This is a genomic window from Streptomyces fulvoviolaceus, from assembly GCF_000718165.1.
Classification (GTDB): Bacteria; Actinomycetota; Actinomycetes; order Streptomycetales; family Streptomycetaceae; genus Streptomyces; species Streptomyces fulvoviolaceus.
The window spans coordinates 1-14,363 of record NZ_JOEY01000006.1 but is presented as its reverse complement, the minus strand read 5'-3'; the positions used below and the strand labels follow the sequence as shown (position 1 = coordinate 14,363).

The following is a 14,363-nucleotide window of genomic DNA, read 5'->3' as shown; positions in this document are numbered from 1 at the left end:
CGAGCCGAGGCTGGTCTGCCGACGTTGCGGTAGGGGGTGCGGAGGCATTCCTCCGCACCCCCTACCGCAACGCGATCCGGAGTGGTTCCTCCGGGCGGGCGGTCTACGACCCGTACCTGGTCGTCTCGGCCAACTCTGCCGCGCTCCTCATGAGGTCCAGCACCATCGGGCCGAAGGCCTGCAACTTCTCGTTGTCCCCGGCGCGTTGGTAGCCCTGTTCGAGGACGACGGCCAGCTTCCACTGGGCGAGGACGTCGTAGTAGTCCATGTCGTCGACCTGGCGGCCCGAGACCGAGGCGTAGTGCTGGATGAGCTCGGTGCGGGACGGCATGCCCGTCAAGTCGACGTACAGGGCGGTCGCCGCCTCGGGTGTGCTGGTGTCCTCGGGCCAGCCGCGGAGCATCCAGGCGAGGTCGAGCTTGGGGTCGCCGACCGTGCCCATCTCCCAGTCGACGATCGCGGCGAGCCGGGCCGGTGCGCCGTGCCGGAACATCACGTTGGCGAACTGGTAGTCGCCGTGCATCAGGCCGGGGACGTAGTCGAGTGGCTTGTGTGCGCGCAGCCACGCGGCGGCGACGTCGAAGCCGGGCAGTTCGCGGCCCTTGATCCGGTCCAAGTAGCGGGTCCAGCGGTCGACCTGGCGTTCGTGGAAGCCGTCGGGGCGGCCCAGGTCCTGCAGTCCCTTCGCCCGCCAGTCCACCTTGGACAGCAGCGCGATCCCCTCGGCGAGCTGGTGTCCCAACCCAGCTCGCGCAGCGAGATCCGTGTCGAACGGCGCCGCCCAGCCGCGTACGCCCATGGGTGACCAGCCGTCGACGAACTCCATCAGATAGAACGTACGGCCCAGGACGGTGGAGTCCGTGCAGACGGCGACGGCCTCGGTGTGCGGTACGTCCGTGCCGTTGAGCGCCTCGGTGATCCGCCACTCCCGCAGGATGCCCTCGTCCCGGGCGGCCGGGGCGGTGGCCGGCGGGATGCGCAGCGCGCAGTGGAGTTCGCCGCGGCGGATCTCGTAGATCTCGTTCTGCGCACCACCGGAGACGTAGTGATGCTCGATCGGCTCGCCCTTGCCGGGGAGCCCGGACTCGTCCAGCCAGCCGGCCAGCCGCTCGACGTCGATCATCGGCCGCCCGCCTCGTCCTGAAGGAACTCGGCGTACTTCGCGCGGGCCGCCGCGACCCGTTTCGGCAGATACGCGCTCGGCCACAGGTCGGCGCTCGGCTTGTGGTCGCGCAGTACCTGCCGGGCGACCGTGACCTTGTGCACCTCGGTCGGACCGTCGGCGATACCGAGGACGCTGGCGCCCAGCAGCATCCGGAACAAGGGCATGTCACCGCTCACCCCGAGCGCGCCGTGGACCTGGATCGCGCGGTGCGCGACGTCGTGCAGCACGGTGGGAAGCTGGGTCTTGACCATGGCGATGTCCTTGCGGACCTTGCGGTAGTCGTTGTACTTGTCGATCTTCCATGCCGTGTGCAGCACGGCGAGCCGGAACTGCGTGAGCTGCGCGTACGAGTCGGCTATGTGCCCCTGCACGAACTGCTTGTCGGCGAGGGCAGTGCCCTGCGTCTGCCGGCTCAGCGCCCGCTCGCACATCATGTCGAAGGCCTTGCCCGCCAGCCCGATCGTCCGCATCGCGTGGTGGATCCGCCCGCCGCCGAGCCGCGTCTGGGCGATCACGAAGGCCTGGCCCTCACCGCCGAGCAGTGCGTCCGCCGGCACCCGTACGTCGTCGTAGTGCACGAGCGCGTGCGAGCCACGCTCCTCCGGTTCACCGGCGAGAGCGACATTCCGCTCGATGACGATCCCCGGGGTGTCGGCCGGGACCAGGAACATCGACATGCTCTTGTACGGGTCGCCGTCCGGGTCCGTCACGGCCATGACGATGAAGAAGGCAGCGGTCTTCGCGTTGGAGGAGAAGTACTTCCAGCCGCTGACGACCCACTCGTTCCCGTCCCGCACCGCCCGCGTGGTGAACTCCTTCGGGTCGGAGCCCGCCTGAGGCTCGGTCATCGAGTAGCAGGAGAAGATCTCGCCGTCGAGGAGCGGACGCAGATAGCGGTCCTTCTGCCCCGGCGTGCCGTAGTGGGCGAGGATCTCGGCGTTGCCCGTGTCCGGGGCCTGGCAGCCGAAGACGATCGGGGCCCAGGAGGAGCGGCCCAGGATCTCGTTGAGCAGGCAGAGCTTGACCTGCCCGTGGCCCTCGCCGCCCAGGTCGGGGCCGAGGTGTGTCGCCCAGAGTCCGTGGGCCCGCACCTCCTTCTTCAGCGGGTCGAGGACGCGGCGGAGGTTCTCGTCGGGCGGGGTGAACTGCAGCCCGTCCCACAGGAGATCGAGCGGTTCGACCTCCTCCCGCACGAACTGGGCCGCCCAGTCCAGCTGCGCCTGGTAGTCCGGGTCTGTTTCGAAGTCCCACGACATTGTGTCTCCTTCCGGCGAGTGCCAGAATAGCGTTCTCATGAAAGAGAACACAATTCCCCCGACGCGGAACGGCGTTGCGGAAGGCCCCGGTGACACCGGTGACGTGGCCGACCGCATCGCACGGCGAGCGCTGGCCAGGCGCGGCGCCCACTACGCGTCCGAGGTGCGCGCGCTGCTCGACGCGGCGCTGGAGGTCATGCGGCGCTGCGGCACCGCCTCGCGGCCGCGTGTCGCCGAGATCGTGACGGCGGCCGGACTGTCGAACGAGGCCTTCTACCGGCACTTCCGCTCGAAGGACGCGCTGGTCGCCGCGATCATGGAGGACGGCGCCGAGCGCCTGTGCGGCTACATCACCCACCAGATGGCCAAGGAGCCCACGCCGGAGGGGAAGGTACGCCGCTGGGTCGAGGGCGTGCTCTCCCAGGCGATGGACGAGGAGACGGCGGCGGCGACGCTGGCCGTCATGTGGAACGCGCAGAGCGTGGGGGAGGGGTTCCTCGCGGGCCCGCCGTCGGCCGCCGGGCTGCTGGCCGTGCCGCTGCGTGCGCCGTATGCCGAACTCGGCAGTGAGAACCCCGACTTGGACGCGTCCCTCGCCGCCCACGCGACCGTGGGCAGGCTTGCGGACCACCTGTGGCAACGGAGGCGGCCCACCGGCGCCGACGTCGACCACATCACCCGGTTCTGCCTGCGCACGGTCACACACCAGGGAGCCTGCGAGTGAAACCCAGCGATCAGTTCCACGTCGGGATCGTCGTCGACGACATGGCCGCGGCCGCGGCCGAACTCTCGGAGGTGTTCGGACACCAGTGGTGCGAGGAGATCGAAGTGCCCGCCACGGTGCGCCTGCCCGGCGGTGACACCGTGCTCGACCTCAAGTCGGTGTATTCGATGTCCACACCCCGGGTGGAACTCGTCCAGAGCATCCCCGGGACCCTCTGGCAGCCCGCCGACTCGGGCGTCCATCACCTCGGGTACTGGTCGGACGACGTGGCGGCCGACTCCGTCGAACTCGCGCGGCGCGGCCACACGGTCGAGGCCGTCGGCACACGCCCCGACGGCACCCCGTACTGGGCGTTCCACCGCGGCGCCACCGGCCCGCGCATCGAACTCGTGACCCGCACGCTGCAGCCGGCGCTGGAGCGGTTCTGGGCGACCGGCAGGAGGAACGGATGACAACCGTGGGGATCGCCACCGGTGCCGGCCGGGGCATGGGACTGGAGTGCGCGCGACGCCTGACCGCCACGGTGGACCGGCTGCTGCTGGTCGACCGGGACGAGGCGACCGTCCGGGCAGCTGCTGACGATCTGTCAGCCCATGGGCACGGTGCGGTGGTTGAGCCCTTCGTCCTCGACATCACCGACCGGGACGGGCTGCCCCGGCTCGCCGCCCGCGCCCGCGAGCTCGGCACGCTGAGAGCCGTCGCCCACGCCGCCGGCATCTCGCCGACCATGGCCGACTGGCGCCGCATCCTCCTGGTCGACCTCGTCGGTACGGCGCTGCTGGCCGAGGCACTCCGGCCGCTGGCCACCGAGGGCACGACGCTGGTGTGCTTCGCCTCGATGGCGGCACAGTTCGGCGACAAGGGGCCGAACCCCGCCGCGGAGTCGGTCCTGGCCGACCCGCTCGACGCGCGGTTCCTCGACCGCCTCCGGGACGCCGTCGGCCCGGACCTCGAGGACCCGGGCACGGCCTACACCTGGGCCAAACGCGGCGTCCACCGCTTCGTACAGCGGGAGGCGGTGCGGCTGGGGCGGCTCGGGGCCCGGGTCTGCTCCGTGTCGCCCGGCATCGTCGCGACGCCTCAAGGCAGGCAGGAGGCGGAGAAGCACCCGTCGATGAAGGTACTCGTGGAGCAGTCGGCGCTCGGCCGTGAGGGCCGCCCCGACGAACTCGCCGCCGTCGTCGCCTTCCTGCTCTCGGACGAGGCCTCGTTCCTCACCGGCGTCGACATCCTGGTCGACGGCGGGGTGTGCGCGGCACTGGCGGCACGTTCATGAGCGCCGTCGGTGCGCGGTGGCGAACGCCTGCAGGACAGCTGGACGGAGCTCACTCACCCGCCGACGGCATGACGAACCCGGACACGATCACGGCGTTGGTGTCGGCCGCCGCCTGCCGCAGGGGCTTCGCCTTCGCGTACGCGGCCGACTCGTACCAGGCCCGGGCCGCCTCCATCGACGCGAACTCCAGGACGACGGTCTGGTTGCCGTGCCACTCGCCCTCCAGGACCTCGGGCCGGGGATCGGCCGCCAGGACCCGGGCGTCGCCCTCGGCCAACGTGGGCCCGGCGGCCTTGCCGTAAGCGGCCATGCCTGCCGGGTCCTTGATGGCCTCGGTGAAGATGACGTACGCCTTCGGCATGGTGCTCCTCAGCTCACTGTGATCGCGTGTTCGGGGCACATGCCGGCGGCGGAACGGACGGCATCCTCGAACTCGGCCGGGACGTCGGGGGTTTCGACCACGGCGTAGCCGTCGTCGCTCAGGTCGAACACCTCGGGGCACAGGGTGCAGCAGACCCCGTGGCCCCGGCAGCTGTCGTCGTCGACGGTGACCTTCACCGGGCCTCGCCCCACTCCAGGTTGAGATGGGTGAGGCCGCGCAGGATGAAGGTCGGGACGTACTGGTAGCGACGGGCGTCCGCGGGGCCGTGCACGGACTCCGCGATCCGGATGTCCGTCGTACGGTCGAGGAGCCGCTCCAGGGTCACCCGGGCCTCGGCGCGGGCGAGCGGTGCCCCCGGGCAGCTGTGGACGCCGCGGCCGAACGAGAGATGGCGGCGGACGTTCGCCCGGCCGACGTCGAACGCCGCCGGGTCCTCGAACTGGCGCGGATCGCGGTTGGCGGCACTGTTCAGCACCATCAGCGTGGTGCCGGCGGGAACGTCGACCCCGCCCACCGTGGTCGGCACCTTCGACAGCCGGAAGTCGCCCTTGACCGGGCTCTCCGTCCGCAGCGTCTCCTCGATGAAGTGCGGGATGCGGTGGCGCTCGGCGCGCAACAGCCTCTGGAGTTCCGGCTGTTCGGCGATGAGCCGGAGCGCGGCGCCGAGCAGCCGGACGGTGGTCTCCTGGCCCGCCGCGAAGAGGTTGGCGGCGACCCGGACGACATCGGCGACCTCGGGCGTCGAGCCGTCCGGGAAGGTCGCGGTGGCCAGGCCGGTGAGCACGTCCTCGCGGGGTGCTTGCCGGCGCTCCTCGATGTACGTCGCGAAACGGCCGTAGAGGAATTCCAGTGGTGAGTGGTGCAGCGTGTCGTCGCCGGTGCTCCCGACGCCGGCCTCCGTCTGCGGTCGCCGCTGGAGCCTGTCCATGAACTCCTGGCGGTCCTCCTCGGGCACGCCGAGCAGGTCGGCGATGACGAGCAGGGTGAAGGGCCCGGCGAAACCGTTGATGAACTCGCCCTCGCCGGGGGCGAGATAGGTGTCCAGGAGCCCGTCGGCGAGGTGCCACATCGACGCCTCGTTCTCCTTGAGGCGCTTCGGGGTGATCAGCCGCATCAGCAGCGCGCGGTGATCGGTGTGCTTCGGCGGGTCGAGGGTGGGGAGCTGGTCGCTCATCGGGAGCCCGTCGCGGTGCTCCTCGATGAGCTCGCTGACGTCGTCGCCCTCCAGCGGGACCGGGAAGCCGGGGAAGGGGCCGGTCACCGAGATGCAGGAGGAGAAGGTGTCGGTGTCGTTGTAGACCTGCACCGCCTCGTCGTACCCGGTCACCATCATCACGTCGTGGTGCCTCTCGCGATGCACGGGGCACTGTCCGCGCAGGGCGTCCAGGTACGGGTAGGGGTCCGCGACCACCTGCTCGTCCCGGAAGAAGTCGATTGCCTCGAAGTCGTCCACGGTCTGCTGAGCTCCCTCCGGCAGTGCCTGACGACGTGGGACGGTAGCACAATTCTCCGATTGGTGGAATCTTGGATGTGCATTTGTGAGAGCGTGATTCTCGCTCTCTGTCTCAGTCATGCCCTACCCGGGGAGAGCCCTTGAAAGAGACCGAGGAGCTGCGCGCCGCGCGCGGTATGCGCCGGGCGGTGCTCGGTGACGCCTACGTCGACGGCGCGACCGCCGATCTCGATCCCGTCGCCGTCGAGTTCCAGGACTACCTCACCACGACCGCGTGGGGCGTCTGGGCGAGGGACGGCGCCCTCAGCCGTCGCGACCGGAGCCTCCTGGTGCTGGCGATGACCGCCGCGCTCGGCCGCATGGAGGAGTTCCGCATCCATGCGGGCAGCACGGCGCAGACCGGTGTCACCGACGCGGAGGTCGACGAGCTGCTCTTCCAGATCGCCGGCTACTGCGGTGCCCCGGCCGGGAGCGCCGCCCGGCGGGCGGTCAAGGCCGTACGGGCGGACCGGGAGGCGGGGGAATGAGTGAGCAGACCGTCGGCTTCGTGGGACTCGGCAACATGGGCGCCGTCCTGGCCGCGAACCTCGTCCACGCCGGCCACCCGCTCGTCAGCCACGACGCCCTGGGCCCCGCGAGGTCCCCCGAGGGCTCGGTGTACGTCCCCTCCGTGGCCGAAGTCGCCCGGCGCGCCGAGGTGGTGGTGCTCAGCCTCCCCGACGGCACCGTCTCCGAGAAGGTGGCCCGCGAGCTGCTCGCCGCCGATGAGAGCCGGGTCCGGTACGTCGTCGACACCTCGACGGTCGGCGTACCCGCCGCCCGGTCGATTGCCGATCTGCTGGCCGAGGAGGGGATCGGCCATGTCGACGCCCCCGTCTCGGGCGGGGTGGCCGGAGCCCGCGCCCGCACCCTCACCGTGATGTACGCGGGCACGGACGAGGCCTGCTCCCGGGTGGAGGGTGTGCTGGCCGGCCTGAGCGACCGCCGGCGCCGGGTGGGGGAGCGCCCCGGCATGGCGCAGGCGCTCAAGCTCGCCAACAACTTCCTCGCCGCCACGGCACTCGCCGCCACCAGCGAGGCCGTCGCCTTCGGGCTCTCGGTCGGCCTCGACATGGCCACGATGCTCGACGTACTGAACGGATCCAGTGGCCGCAGTGCCGCGACGGACGACAAGTTCCCGCGCCACGTACTGACCGGCCGTTACGCCGCAGGCTTCACCAACTCCCTGATGGCGAAGGACGTACGGCTCTACCTGGACGCGATCGTGGACCAGGGCGGGCCGGTGTCGGTCGGGCAGGTGGCCGCGGCCGTCTGGGAGGACTTCGCCGCGGCCGAACCCGGTGCGGACTTCACCCGGATCTTCCCGTTCACGGCGGGTTCTTGACGGCCGATCGGGGGCGAGAATAGCATTCTCATACGGAGAGACTGGGATTATCACTCCTCGAGTTCCTCATCTCTCTCCGTACAGCCGACTGGAGGACCAGAGCCCATGGCGCACTTCAAGAAGCCCGAAGAGGGCAGCTGGACCGAGCACCTCAAGATCGACACGGAGCCGGTCTCGTACGAGGACTCGATCTCGCCCGAGCACTACGAGCTGGAGCGGGACGCCATCTTCAAGCGGACCTGGCTGAACGTCGGCCGCGTCGAGCAACTCCCCAAGCGCGGCAGCTTCTTCACCAAGGAGCTGGACGCGGCGGGCACGTCGCTCATCGTGGCGCGGGGCACGGACGACGAGGTGCGTGCCTTCCACAACGTGTGCCGGCACCGCGGCAACAAGCTCGTGTGGAACGACTTCCCGCGCGAGGAGACCAGCGGGGTCTGCCGCCAGTTCACCTGCAAGTACCACGCCTGGCGGTACGACCTGGAGGGCAAACTCGCCTTCGTCCAGCAGGAGCAGGAGTTCTTCGACCTCGACAAGTCGAAGTACGGGCTCAACCAGGTCCACACGGACGTCTGGGAGGGGTTCATCTTCGTGAACCTCGACCCCGAGAACACCACGCCCCTGCGGGAGTTCCTGGGCGAGTTCGCCCAGGGAATCGAGGGCTACCCGTTCCACAAGATGACCCAGGCCCACAAGTACCGGGCCGAGATCGGCGCCAACTGGAAGCTGTTCATCGACGCGTTCGCCGAGTTCTACCACGCGCCGATCCTGCACGCCGGCCAGTACGTCTCCGACGAGGCCCGCAAGATCCAGAAGTACGGCTACGAGGCTCTGCACTACGACATCGACGGACCGCACAGCATGGTGTCCTCCTGGGGAGGCATCGCCCCGCCGCACGACCGCAGCATGGTCAAGCCCATCGAAGGCGCCCTGCGCAGCGGCCTGTTCGGCCCCTGGGAGGCACCGGACATCGGCATCGAGACCGAGAACCTGCCGCCGGCCGTCAACCCGACCCGGGACAAGCGCTGGGGCATGGACTCCTTCGTCTTCTTCCCCAACTTCATGCTGCTGATCTGGCGGCCGAACTGGGTGCTCACCTACCACTACTGGCCGACCTCGTACAACACCCACATCTTCGAGGCGACCTGCTACTTCGTCCCGCCGGAGAACGCCTTCCAGCGACTGCAGCAGGAACTGGCCGTCGTCTCCTTCAAGGAGTACGGCCTCCAGGACGGCAACACCCTGGAAGCGACGCAGAGCATGCTCGAGTCGCGCGCGGTGACGGAGTTCCCGCTCAACGACCAGGAAGTTCTCCTACGGCACCTGCACAACACCGCCCGCCAGTACGTGAGCGAGCACCAGCAGCGCACGTCCGGCGCCCCGGCCGCGTCCTGATCCGAGGAGGACCCCGAGCATGAGTACCGTTTTCCCCCCCGAGTTCGCCGCGCTGGAGCCGTTCGCCGACTGGGCGGTGCCGACCGAGACGGCCCGCTACGCCAAGCGGATCGCCTCCACCATGGACGAGTTGGACGCCTTCTACGCCGTGGCGTTCCCGCTGCTCAAGTCCGGCACGGCATACCTGGAGCACGTCTCCATGGAGGGCATCTCCGAAGAGGACAAGCACCTGCTGTGGCTGTTCTGCGCCCTGGTGACCGTCGCCTTCCCGGTGGAGGCCTGGCGTCAGCCCAGGGTCCCCGACACCGGCGCCGCGAGCATCGACGCCGTATTCGAACCCGCCGTATGACCTCCGTGGGAGCCGCCCGATGCCGCGTCCGCGTACTCCGCAACCGCCCGTCCACCTCCTCAGCGCCCGCATGCTCGACGTGGCCAAGGGGGAGCTGGTCGAACCCGGGGACCTGCTGATCGAGGGCGAGCACATCGCCGCGGTCGCACCCGTCTCCGTCCCGCCCGACGCCGTCGTGATCGACCTCGGCGACGTCACCCTGCTGCCCGGGCTGATGGACATGGAGGTCAACCTGCTGCTCGGCGGGCCGGACCACCGCAGTCCCCTCAACCCGGTGCAGGACGACCCGGCCGTCCGCACCCTGCGTGCCGTCGCCAACGCCCGCCGCACGCTGCGCGCGGGCTTCACGACCGTACGCAACCTCGGTCTGTTCGTGCAGACCGGCGGGCTGCTCCTCGACGTGGCCCTGCAGAAGGCCATCGACCTCGGCTGGATCGAGGGGCCGCGGGTCGTCCCCGCCGGGCACGCCATCACCCCCACCGGCGGACACCTGGACCCCACGATGTTCCAGGCGTTCGCGCCGCACATCATGCCCCTCACCGTCGAGGAGGGCATCGCCAACGGGGTCGACGAGGTGCGCAAGGCCGTCCGCTACCAGATCAAGCACGGGGCGCGGGTCATCAAGGTCTGCGCGTCGAACGGCGTCATGTCGCACACCGGCCCGGCCGGCGCCCAGCAGTACTCCGACGAGGAGCTGCGGGCGATCGTCGACGAGGCGCACCGGGCGGGGCTGAAGGTGGCCGCCCACTGCATGGGCGACACGGCGGTCCGGGCCGCGCTGGCCGCGGGCATCGACTGCATCGAGCACGGCTTCCTCGCCGGCGACGACACGCTCGACATAATGATCGAGCGCGGCACGTTCCTGGTGGCGACCACGTACATCGCGGACGGCATGGACGTGTCCAAGGCGGCGCCCGAACTGCAGGCCAAGGCAGCCGACGTGTTCCCGCGCGCCAAGGCGACGATCCGCCGGGCCGTCGAGCGCGGGGTGCGCATCGCCTGCGGCACGGACGCGCCGGCCATCCCGCACGGCCGCAACGCGCGGGAGCTGCTCGCCCTCGTCGACCGCGGCATGACCCCGCTGGCCGCCATCCGTGCCGCCACCACGGTCGCCGCCGAACTCATCGACGTGGACGACCGCGGCCGCCTGGAACCCGGCCTGCTCGCCGACGTCATCGCGGTGCCGGGCGATCCGCTGACGGACATCGGGGTGACGGAGGACGTGCGGTTCGTGATGAAGGGCGGGCAGGTGTACCGGCACGAGGACGCCGGCCGCTGACGGTCCGGAAGCGCGGGAGGCGGCCTGCCTCCCGCGCTGTGTGCGCTCACACCTTGCGGGTGATCCCGCCGTCCACCCGGACGATCGCCCCGGTGGTGAAACTCGACGCCGCACTGGCGAAGTGCAGGGCCAGCGGTGCCACGTCGTCGGGCCGGCCGATGCGGCCGAGCGGTACGAACGAGGCGTCGAAGTCCGCGGCCGCCCACGCCTGATGGGCGTCGGTGAGGACCGGCCCGGGGAGAATCGCGTTCACGCGCACCTCCGGGGCGTATGCCTCCGCGAGGCCGACGGTGAGGGCGTTGAGCCCGGCCTTCGCGCAGGCGTACGGCAGTTCGTGGACGCTCGCCAGGAGCGACCCGGCCGTACCGATGTTGATGACGGAGCCGCCGCCGTGGTCGGCCATGTGCTTCGCGGCGAGGACCGCCAGGCGGAACGGTCCTTTCAGATTCACGGCGAGCGTCTTGTCGTACAGCTCCTCACTCACGGCGTCGAGACTGTCGTAAGTCGGCGATATACCCGCGTTGTTGACCAGGACGTCGAGCCGGCCGAACTCCTCCAGCGTCTCGGCGACGAGCCGTTCGCAGTCGCCCCAGCGGCCGACGTGGCAGGCGACCCCCACGGCCCGGCGCCCGGTCGAGGCGCGCACCTCCTCGGCCACCGCCCGGCACGCCTCGATCTTGCGCGAGGCGATGACGACGTCGGCGCCCGCCTCCGCCAGCGTCTGCACGATGGCCCGACCGATGCCGCGCGAGCCGCCGGTGACCACCGCCACCTTGCCCGTCAGGTCGTGGAGTTCGGTGAAGGAAGTCATGTACGTCAGCCTTTCCGCAGGGTCGTCGACAGCTCGCGGCGCAGCAGCTTTCCCGTGGGTGTGTACGGCAGTTCCTCGCGGAAGACGACCAGGTCGGGCGTCTTGGAGCCGCGCAGCCGGGCGCGCACCCAGGTGCGCAGACCCTCGGCGTCGACGCTCGCCCCGTCGTGGACGACGACGAAGGCGGCGATGCGCTCGCCCCACTCCTCGTCCGGCACGCCGACGACGGCCACCTCGCGTACGGCGGCATGCCACAGCAGGACGTCCTCGACCTCGGCGGGAGCGATGTTCTCCCCGCCCCGGATGATGGTGTCGTCGGCACGGCCCTCGACGAAGAGATGGCCCTCGTCGTCGAAGCGGGCGAGATCGCGCGTGTGGAACCAGCCGTCTGCGTCGAGCAGTGCGGCGGCCCCCTTGTACTCCCCGGACACCTGTGGGCCGCGCACCCACAACTCGCCGGTGGTGCCGGGAGGTTGGGCCCTACCCGTCCCGTCCCGGATCTCCGCCTCCACGCCCGGGACCATACGGCCGGCCGAGCGCAGCCGGGCGCGTACCGCGGGGTCGGGGGAGGCGAGGGCGGCGCGGTGGTCCTCCGGGCCGAGCAGGGCGATCGTGGAGCTGGTCTCGGTGAGGCCGTAGGCATTGGTGAAGCCGGTGTCGGGGAGTGCGCGCAGGGCCACTTCCAGGACCGTGTGCGGCATGCGGGCGCCGCCGTACGCCAGCGTGCGCAGCGTCGGCACGTCGGCCGGGCGGCCGTCCAGGTGCTCCACGATCCGGGCCAGCATGGTCGGCACGACCATCGCGGAAGTGACCTTCTCGGAACGGACCAGCCGCAGCCAGGCCTCGGGGTCGAAGGCGCCCAGGTGAACCATGCGGCGCCCGGCGTAGAGGTTGCTGAGCACCGAGCCGACGCCCGCCACGTGATACGGCGGCACGCTGGTGAGGACCGCGTCCTCCGGCCCGGCGGAGGCGAACTCGACGGTCTGCAGGATGTAGCTGGTGAGGTGACGGTGGCGCAGGACGGCCGCCTTTGGTGCCGCCGTGGTCCCGCTGGTGAACAGCAGCACCGCCGGGTCGTCCGGCGGGCCCTCCAGACCGGTCGCCGGCTCCATGGACAAGGCTTCCTTGAGCAGCGTCTCGGGGGAGCGGACGTCGAGCCCGGCGGAGGCGAAGACGTCCGCGAACGCCTCGTCGGCGACCACCAGAGGCTTCTCGGTGTGGCCCAGCAGCGCGGTCAACGCCTCGGCGGACAACCGGTAGTTGACCGGCACGAGCGGCACACCGGCCAGCGCCGCGCCGAACAACATCATGGGGAAGGCCGGGCCGTTGACCCCGGCGAACACCAACTCCCGGGCACCGGCGGCATGGACGACCGCGGCCACGCCTGCGGCCGTCCGGCGCAGATGCGCGCAGGTTGTCCCGGAGTCGCGGGGACCGAACGCCACCCGGTCGGGATCACCGGCCACGGCCATGTCGAGCAGCGTCGCGATGTTCAAGGAGGTCTTCCTTTCTCGGCGGGTGCGAACGATATTCTACTTACTTGAAAACCTCATTCTCCAGAGAGGCGGCGTCGTGGATTTCGAACTCACCGAGCAGCAGGAGGACATCCGCACGGGCGTCCGCGAGCTGGCCGCCTCCTTCGGCCCCGAGTACTGGGCCGACCAGGACGAACGCGCCGAGTTCCCCTGGAGCTTCTACGACGCCTTCGCCAAGGCCGGCTGGCTGGGCATCGCCGTACCGGAGGAGTACGGCGGCGGGGGACTCGGCGTGCTGGAGGCCTCGCTCCTGCTCGAAGAGGTCGCCGCCTCAGGCGCCGGGATGAACGGCTGCAGCACTATGCACCTGACCATCTTCGGCCTCAACGTCCTGGCCCGGCACGGCAGCGAGCAACTGCGCCGCGAGGTCCTGCCGCACGCCGCCTCCGGCGATCTGCACGTCTGTTTCGGGGTCACCGAACCCGACGCCGGCACCGACACCACCAGCATCTCCACCTTCGCCCGCCGCGACGGCGACCACTACGTGATCAACGGCCGCAAGATCTGGATCACCAAGGCCGGTGACTCGCAGAAGATGGTTCTCCTGGCGCGTACGACCCCGCGCGATCAGGTCGACAAGCCGACCAAGGGGATCTCGGTCTTCCTGGTCGACGTGGACCGCACCGCCATGGACATCCGGCCCATCCCCAAGATGGGCCGCAACGCCGTCGCGTCCAACGAGATCTTCATCGACGGGCTGCGGGTTCCGGCGAGTTCACGGATCGGCGAGGAGGGCGAGGGCTTCCGCTATCTCCTCGACGGACTGAACCCCGAACGCATCCTCCTCGCCCACGAAGCCCTGGGCCTCGGCCGGGCCGCCCTCGACGCGGCGACCCGCTACGCCCGCGACCGAGTCGTCTTCGGCCGCCCGATCGGCCAGAACCAGGGAATCGCCTTCCCCCTGGCCGAGGCCCTCACCCGGCTCGACGCGGCCCGCCTCATGGCCCGCAACGCGGCCTGGCGCTACGACCGAGGCCTGGACTGCGGACGCGAGGCCAACATGGCCAAGTTCCTGTGCGCCGACGCCGGCTTCCAGGCCGCGGACCGGGCCGTGCAGACACTCGGTGGCATGGGCTACGCCCGCGAGTACCACGTCGAGCGGTACTTCCGGGAGTCACGGCTGCTGCGACTCGCCCCGATCAGCCAGGAGATGGTCCTCAACTACGTGTCCCAGCATGTGCTGGGGCTGCCCAGGTCGTACTGACCCGGACAGCCCCGGAGAAGGTCACTTGCGGGTGTTGATGTCCTCGGTGAGGGCGGGGACGACGTCGAAGAGGTCGCCGACGACGCCGTAGTCGACGAGGTCGAAGATCGGGGCCTCGGCGTCCTTGTTGATGGCGACGATGGTCTTGGAGGT

General features: G+C 70.3%; 16 protein-coding genes and 1 pseudogene. 9 read left to right on the top strand and 8 right to left on the bottom strand.

Annotation, left to right across the window (positions count from 1 at the left end; translation table 11 throughout):
• Nucleotides 1-103: 103 nt before the first annotated feature.
• Nucleotides 104-1,123 carry a phosphotransferase family protein gene (locus IG08_RS0107645; RefSeq protein WP_030597918.1) on the bottom strand — a complete coding sequence of 340 codons (1,020 nt, stop codon included), beginning with the start codon at nucleotides 1,121-1,123 and terminating at the stop codon, nucleotides 104-106.
• Nucleotides 1,120-2,421, bottom strand: a complete 1,302-nt coding sequence (locus IG08_RS0107640; RefSeq protein WP_030597916.1) for an acyl-CoA dehydrogenase family protein — start codon at nucleotides 2,419-2,421, stop codon at nucleotides 1,120-1,122. Before IG08_RS0107640 ends, IG08_RS0107645 begins: the two co-directional genes overlap by 4 nt.
• Before the next feature lie 37 nt (nucleotides 2,422-2,458).
• Between IG08_RS0107640 and IG08_RS0107635 the strand changes: the two genes are divergently transcribed.
• From IG08_RS0107635 to IG08_RS0107625, 3 genes are read left to right on the top strand one after another with little or no spacing between them, the layout of a single operon-like run.
• Nucleotides 2,459-3,145: a TetR/AcrR family transcriptional regulator gene (locus IG08_RS0107635; RefSeq protein WP_052424523.1), complete on the top strand. Its 687-nt coding sequence runs from the start codon at nucleotides 2,459-2,461 to the stop codon at nucleotides 3,143-3,145.
• Complete coding sequence (locus tag IG08_RS0107630) at nucleotides 3,142-3,597, top strand: VOC family protein (protein WP_030597911.1); 456 nt, start codon at nucleotides 3,142-3,144, stop codon at nucleotides 3,595-3,597. The genes IG08_RS0107635 and IG08_RS0107630 overlap by 4 nt, the downstream gene beginning before the upstream one ends.
• Nucleotides 3,594-4,421, top strand: coding sequence for an SDR family oxidoreductase (locus tag IG08_RS0107625; RefSeq protein ID WP_030597908.1), 828 nt, complete (start codon nucleotides 3,594-3,596; stop codon nucleotides 4,419-4,421). The genes IG08_RS0107630 and IG08_RS0107625 overlap by 4 nt, the downstream gene beginning before the upstream one ends.
• Before the next feature lie 49 nt (nucleotides 4,422-4,470).
• Here IG08_RS0107625 and IG08_RS0107620 read toward each other — a convergent pair whose 3' ends face one another.
• The 3 genes from IG08_RS0107620 to IG08_RS0107610 are packed head-to-tail and all read right to left on the bottom strand — an operon-like array spanning nucleotide 4,471 to nucleotide 6,256.
• Nucleotides 4,471-4,782 (bottom strand): DUF1330 domain-containing protein, encoded by a 312-nt coding sequence (locus IG08_RS0107620; RefSeq protein ID WP_030597905.1) that lies wholly within the window; start codon nucleotides 4,780-4,782, stop codon nucleotides 4,471-4,473.
• A gap of 8 nt (nucleotides 4,783-4,790) precedes the next feature.
• The gene (locus IG08_RS0107615) at nucleotides 4,791-4,979 is read right to left on the bottom strand and encodes a ferredoxin (RefSeq protein WP_030597903.1); all 189 of its coding nucleotides are present in this window, start codon (nucleotides 4,977-4,979) and stop codon (nucleotides 4,791-4,793) included.
• Nucleotides 4,976-6,256 (bottom strand): cytochrome P450, encoded by a 1,281-nt coding sequence (locus tag IG08_RS0107610; protein ID WP_043453543.1) that lies wholly within the window; start codon nucleotides 6,254-6,256, stop codon nucleotides 4,976-4,978. Before IG08_RS0107610 ends, IG08_RS0107615 begins: the two co-directional genes overlap by 4 nt.
• A gap of 140 nt (nucleotides 6,257-6,396) precedes the next feature.
• Here IG08_RS0107610 and IG08_RS0107605 point away from each other — a divergent pair, with 140 nt between their 5' ends.
• From IG08_RS0107605 to IG08_RS0107585, 5 genes are all read left to right on the top strand, one after another.
• Nucleotides 6,397-6,783 (top strand): carboxymuconolactone decarboxylase family protein, encoded by a 387-nt coding sequence (locus IG08_RS0107605; RefSeq protein WP_030597900.1) that lies wholly within the window; start codon nucleotides 6,397-6,399, stop codon nucleotides 6,781-6,783.
• Entirely contained in the window at nucleotides 6,780-7,640 is an 861-nt protein-coding gene (locus tag IG08_RS0107600) for an NAD(P)-dependent oxidoreductase (RefSeq protein ID WP_030597898.1), read from the top strand. Before IG08_RS0107605 ends, IG08_RS0107600 begins: the two co-directional genes overlap by 4 nt.
• A gap of 105 nt (nucleotides 7,641-7,745) precedes the next feature.
• Entirely contained in the window at nucleotides 7,746-9,032 is a 1,287-nt protein-coding gene (locus tag IG08_RS0107595; protein WP_030597897.1) for an aromatic ring-hydroxylating oxygenase subunit alpha, read from the top strand.
• A gap of 19 nt (nucleotides 9,033-9,051) precedes the next feature.
• Entirely contained in the window at nucleotides 9,052-9,381 is a 330-nt protein-coding gene (locus IG08_RS0107590; protein ID WP_030597895.1) for a hypothetical protein, read from the top strand.
• A 19-nt stretch (nucleotides 9,382-9,400) separates the two neighbouring features.
• Nucleotides 9,401-10,660, top strand: a complete 1,260-nt coding sequence (locus tag IG08_RS0107585) for a metal-dependent hydrolase family protein (protein ID WP_030597893.1) — start codon at nucleotides 9,401-9,403, stop codon at nucleotides 10,658-10,660.
• 46 nt (nucleotides 10,661-10,706) lie between these two features.
• On the opposite strand, the gene IG08_RS0107580 is transcribed toward IG08_RS0107585, so the two are convergent.
• Both IG08_RS0107580 and IG08_RS0107575 read right to left on the bottom strand, forming a co-directional pair.
• A complete protein-coding gene (locus IG08_RS0107580; protein ID WP_030597891.1) occupies nucleotides 10,707-11,471 on the bottom strand; it encodes an SDR family NAD(P)-dependent oxidoreductase in 765 nt (254 codons plus the stop codon).
• Nucleotides 11,472-11,476: 5 nt separating this feature from the next.
• On the bottom strand, nucleotides 11,477-12,967 hold the full coding sequence (locus IG08_RS0107575; RefSeq protein ID WP_030597888.1) for a class I adenylate-forming enzyme family protein: 1,491 nt from the start codon (nucleotides 12,965-12,967) through the stop codon (nucleotides 11,477-11,479).
• A gap of 76 nt (nucleotides 12,968-13,043) precedes the next feature.
• On the opposite strand from IG08_RS0107575, the gene IG08_RS0107570 reads away from it, so the two are divergent.
• On the top strand, nucleotides 13,044-14,210 hold the full coding sequence (locus tag IG08_RS0107570; RefSeq protein ID WP_030597887.1) for an acyl-CoA dehydrogenase family protein: 1,167 nt from the start codon (nucleotides 13,044-13,046) through the stop codon (nucleotides 14,208-14,210).
• Nucleotides 14,211-14,231: 21 nt separating this feature from the next.
• On the opposite strand, the pseudogene IG08_RS56830 reads toward IG08_RS0107570, so the two are convergent.
• Nucleotides 14,232-14,363: pseudogene (locus IG08_RS56830) on the bottom strand (electron transfer flavoprotein subunit alpha/FixB family protein); the annotation flags it as partial.

Coding starts and splice junctions, on each gene's coding strand:
- IG08_RS0107645 (WP_030597918.1), bottom strand. CDS start 1,123: ATGATCGACGTCGAGCGGCTGGCCGGCTGGCTGGACGAGTCCGGGCTC.
- IG08_RS0107640 (WP_030597916.1), bottom strand. CDS start 2,421: ATGTCGTGGGACTTCGAAACAGACCCGGACTACCAGGCGCAGCTGGAC.
- IG08_RS0107635 (WP_052424523.1), top strand. CDS start 2,459: ATGAAAGAGAACACAATTCCCCCGACGCGGAACGGCGTTGCGGAAGGC.
- IG08_RS0107625 (WP_030597908.1), top strand. CDS start 3,594: ATGACAACCGTGGGGATCGCCACCGGTGCCGGCCGGGGCATGGGACTG.
- IG08_RS0107620 (WP_030597905.1), bottom strand. CDS start 4,782: ATGCCGAAGGCGTACGTCATCTTCACCGAGGCCATCAAGGACCCGGCA.
- IG08_RS0107600 (WP_030597898.1), top strand. CDS start 6,780: ATGAGTGAGCAGACCGTCGGCTTCGTGGGACTCGGCAACATGGGCGCC.
- IG08_RS0107595 (WP_030597897.1), top strand. CDS start 7,746: ATGGCGCACTTCAAGAAGCCCGAAGAGGGCAGCTGGACCGAGCACCTC.
- IG08_RS0107590 (WP_030597895.1), top strand. CDS start 9,052: ATGAGTACCGTTTTCCCCCCCGAGTTCGCCGCGCTGGAGCCGTTCGCC.
- IG08_RS0107585 (WP_030597893.1), top strand. CDS start 9,401: ATGCCGCGTCCGCGTACTCCGCAACCGCCCGTCCACCTCCTCAGCGCC.
- IG08_RS0107580 (WP_030597891.1), bottom strand. CDS start 11,471: ATGACTTCCTTCACCGAACTCCACGACCTGACGGGCAAGGTGGCGGTG.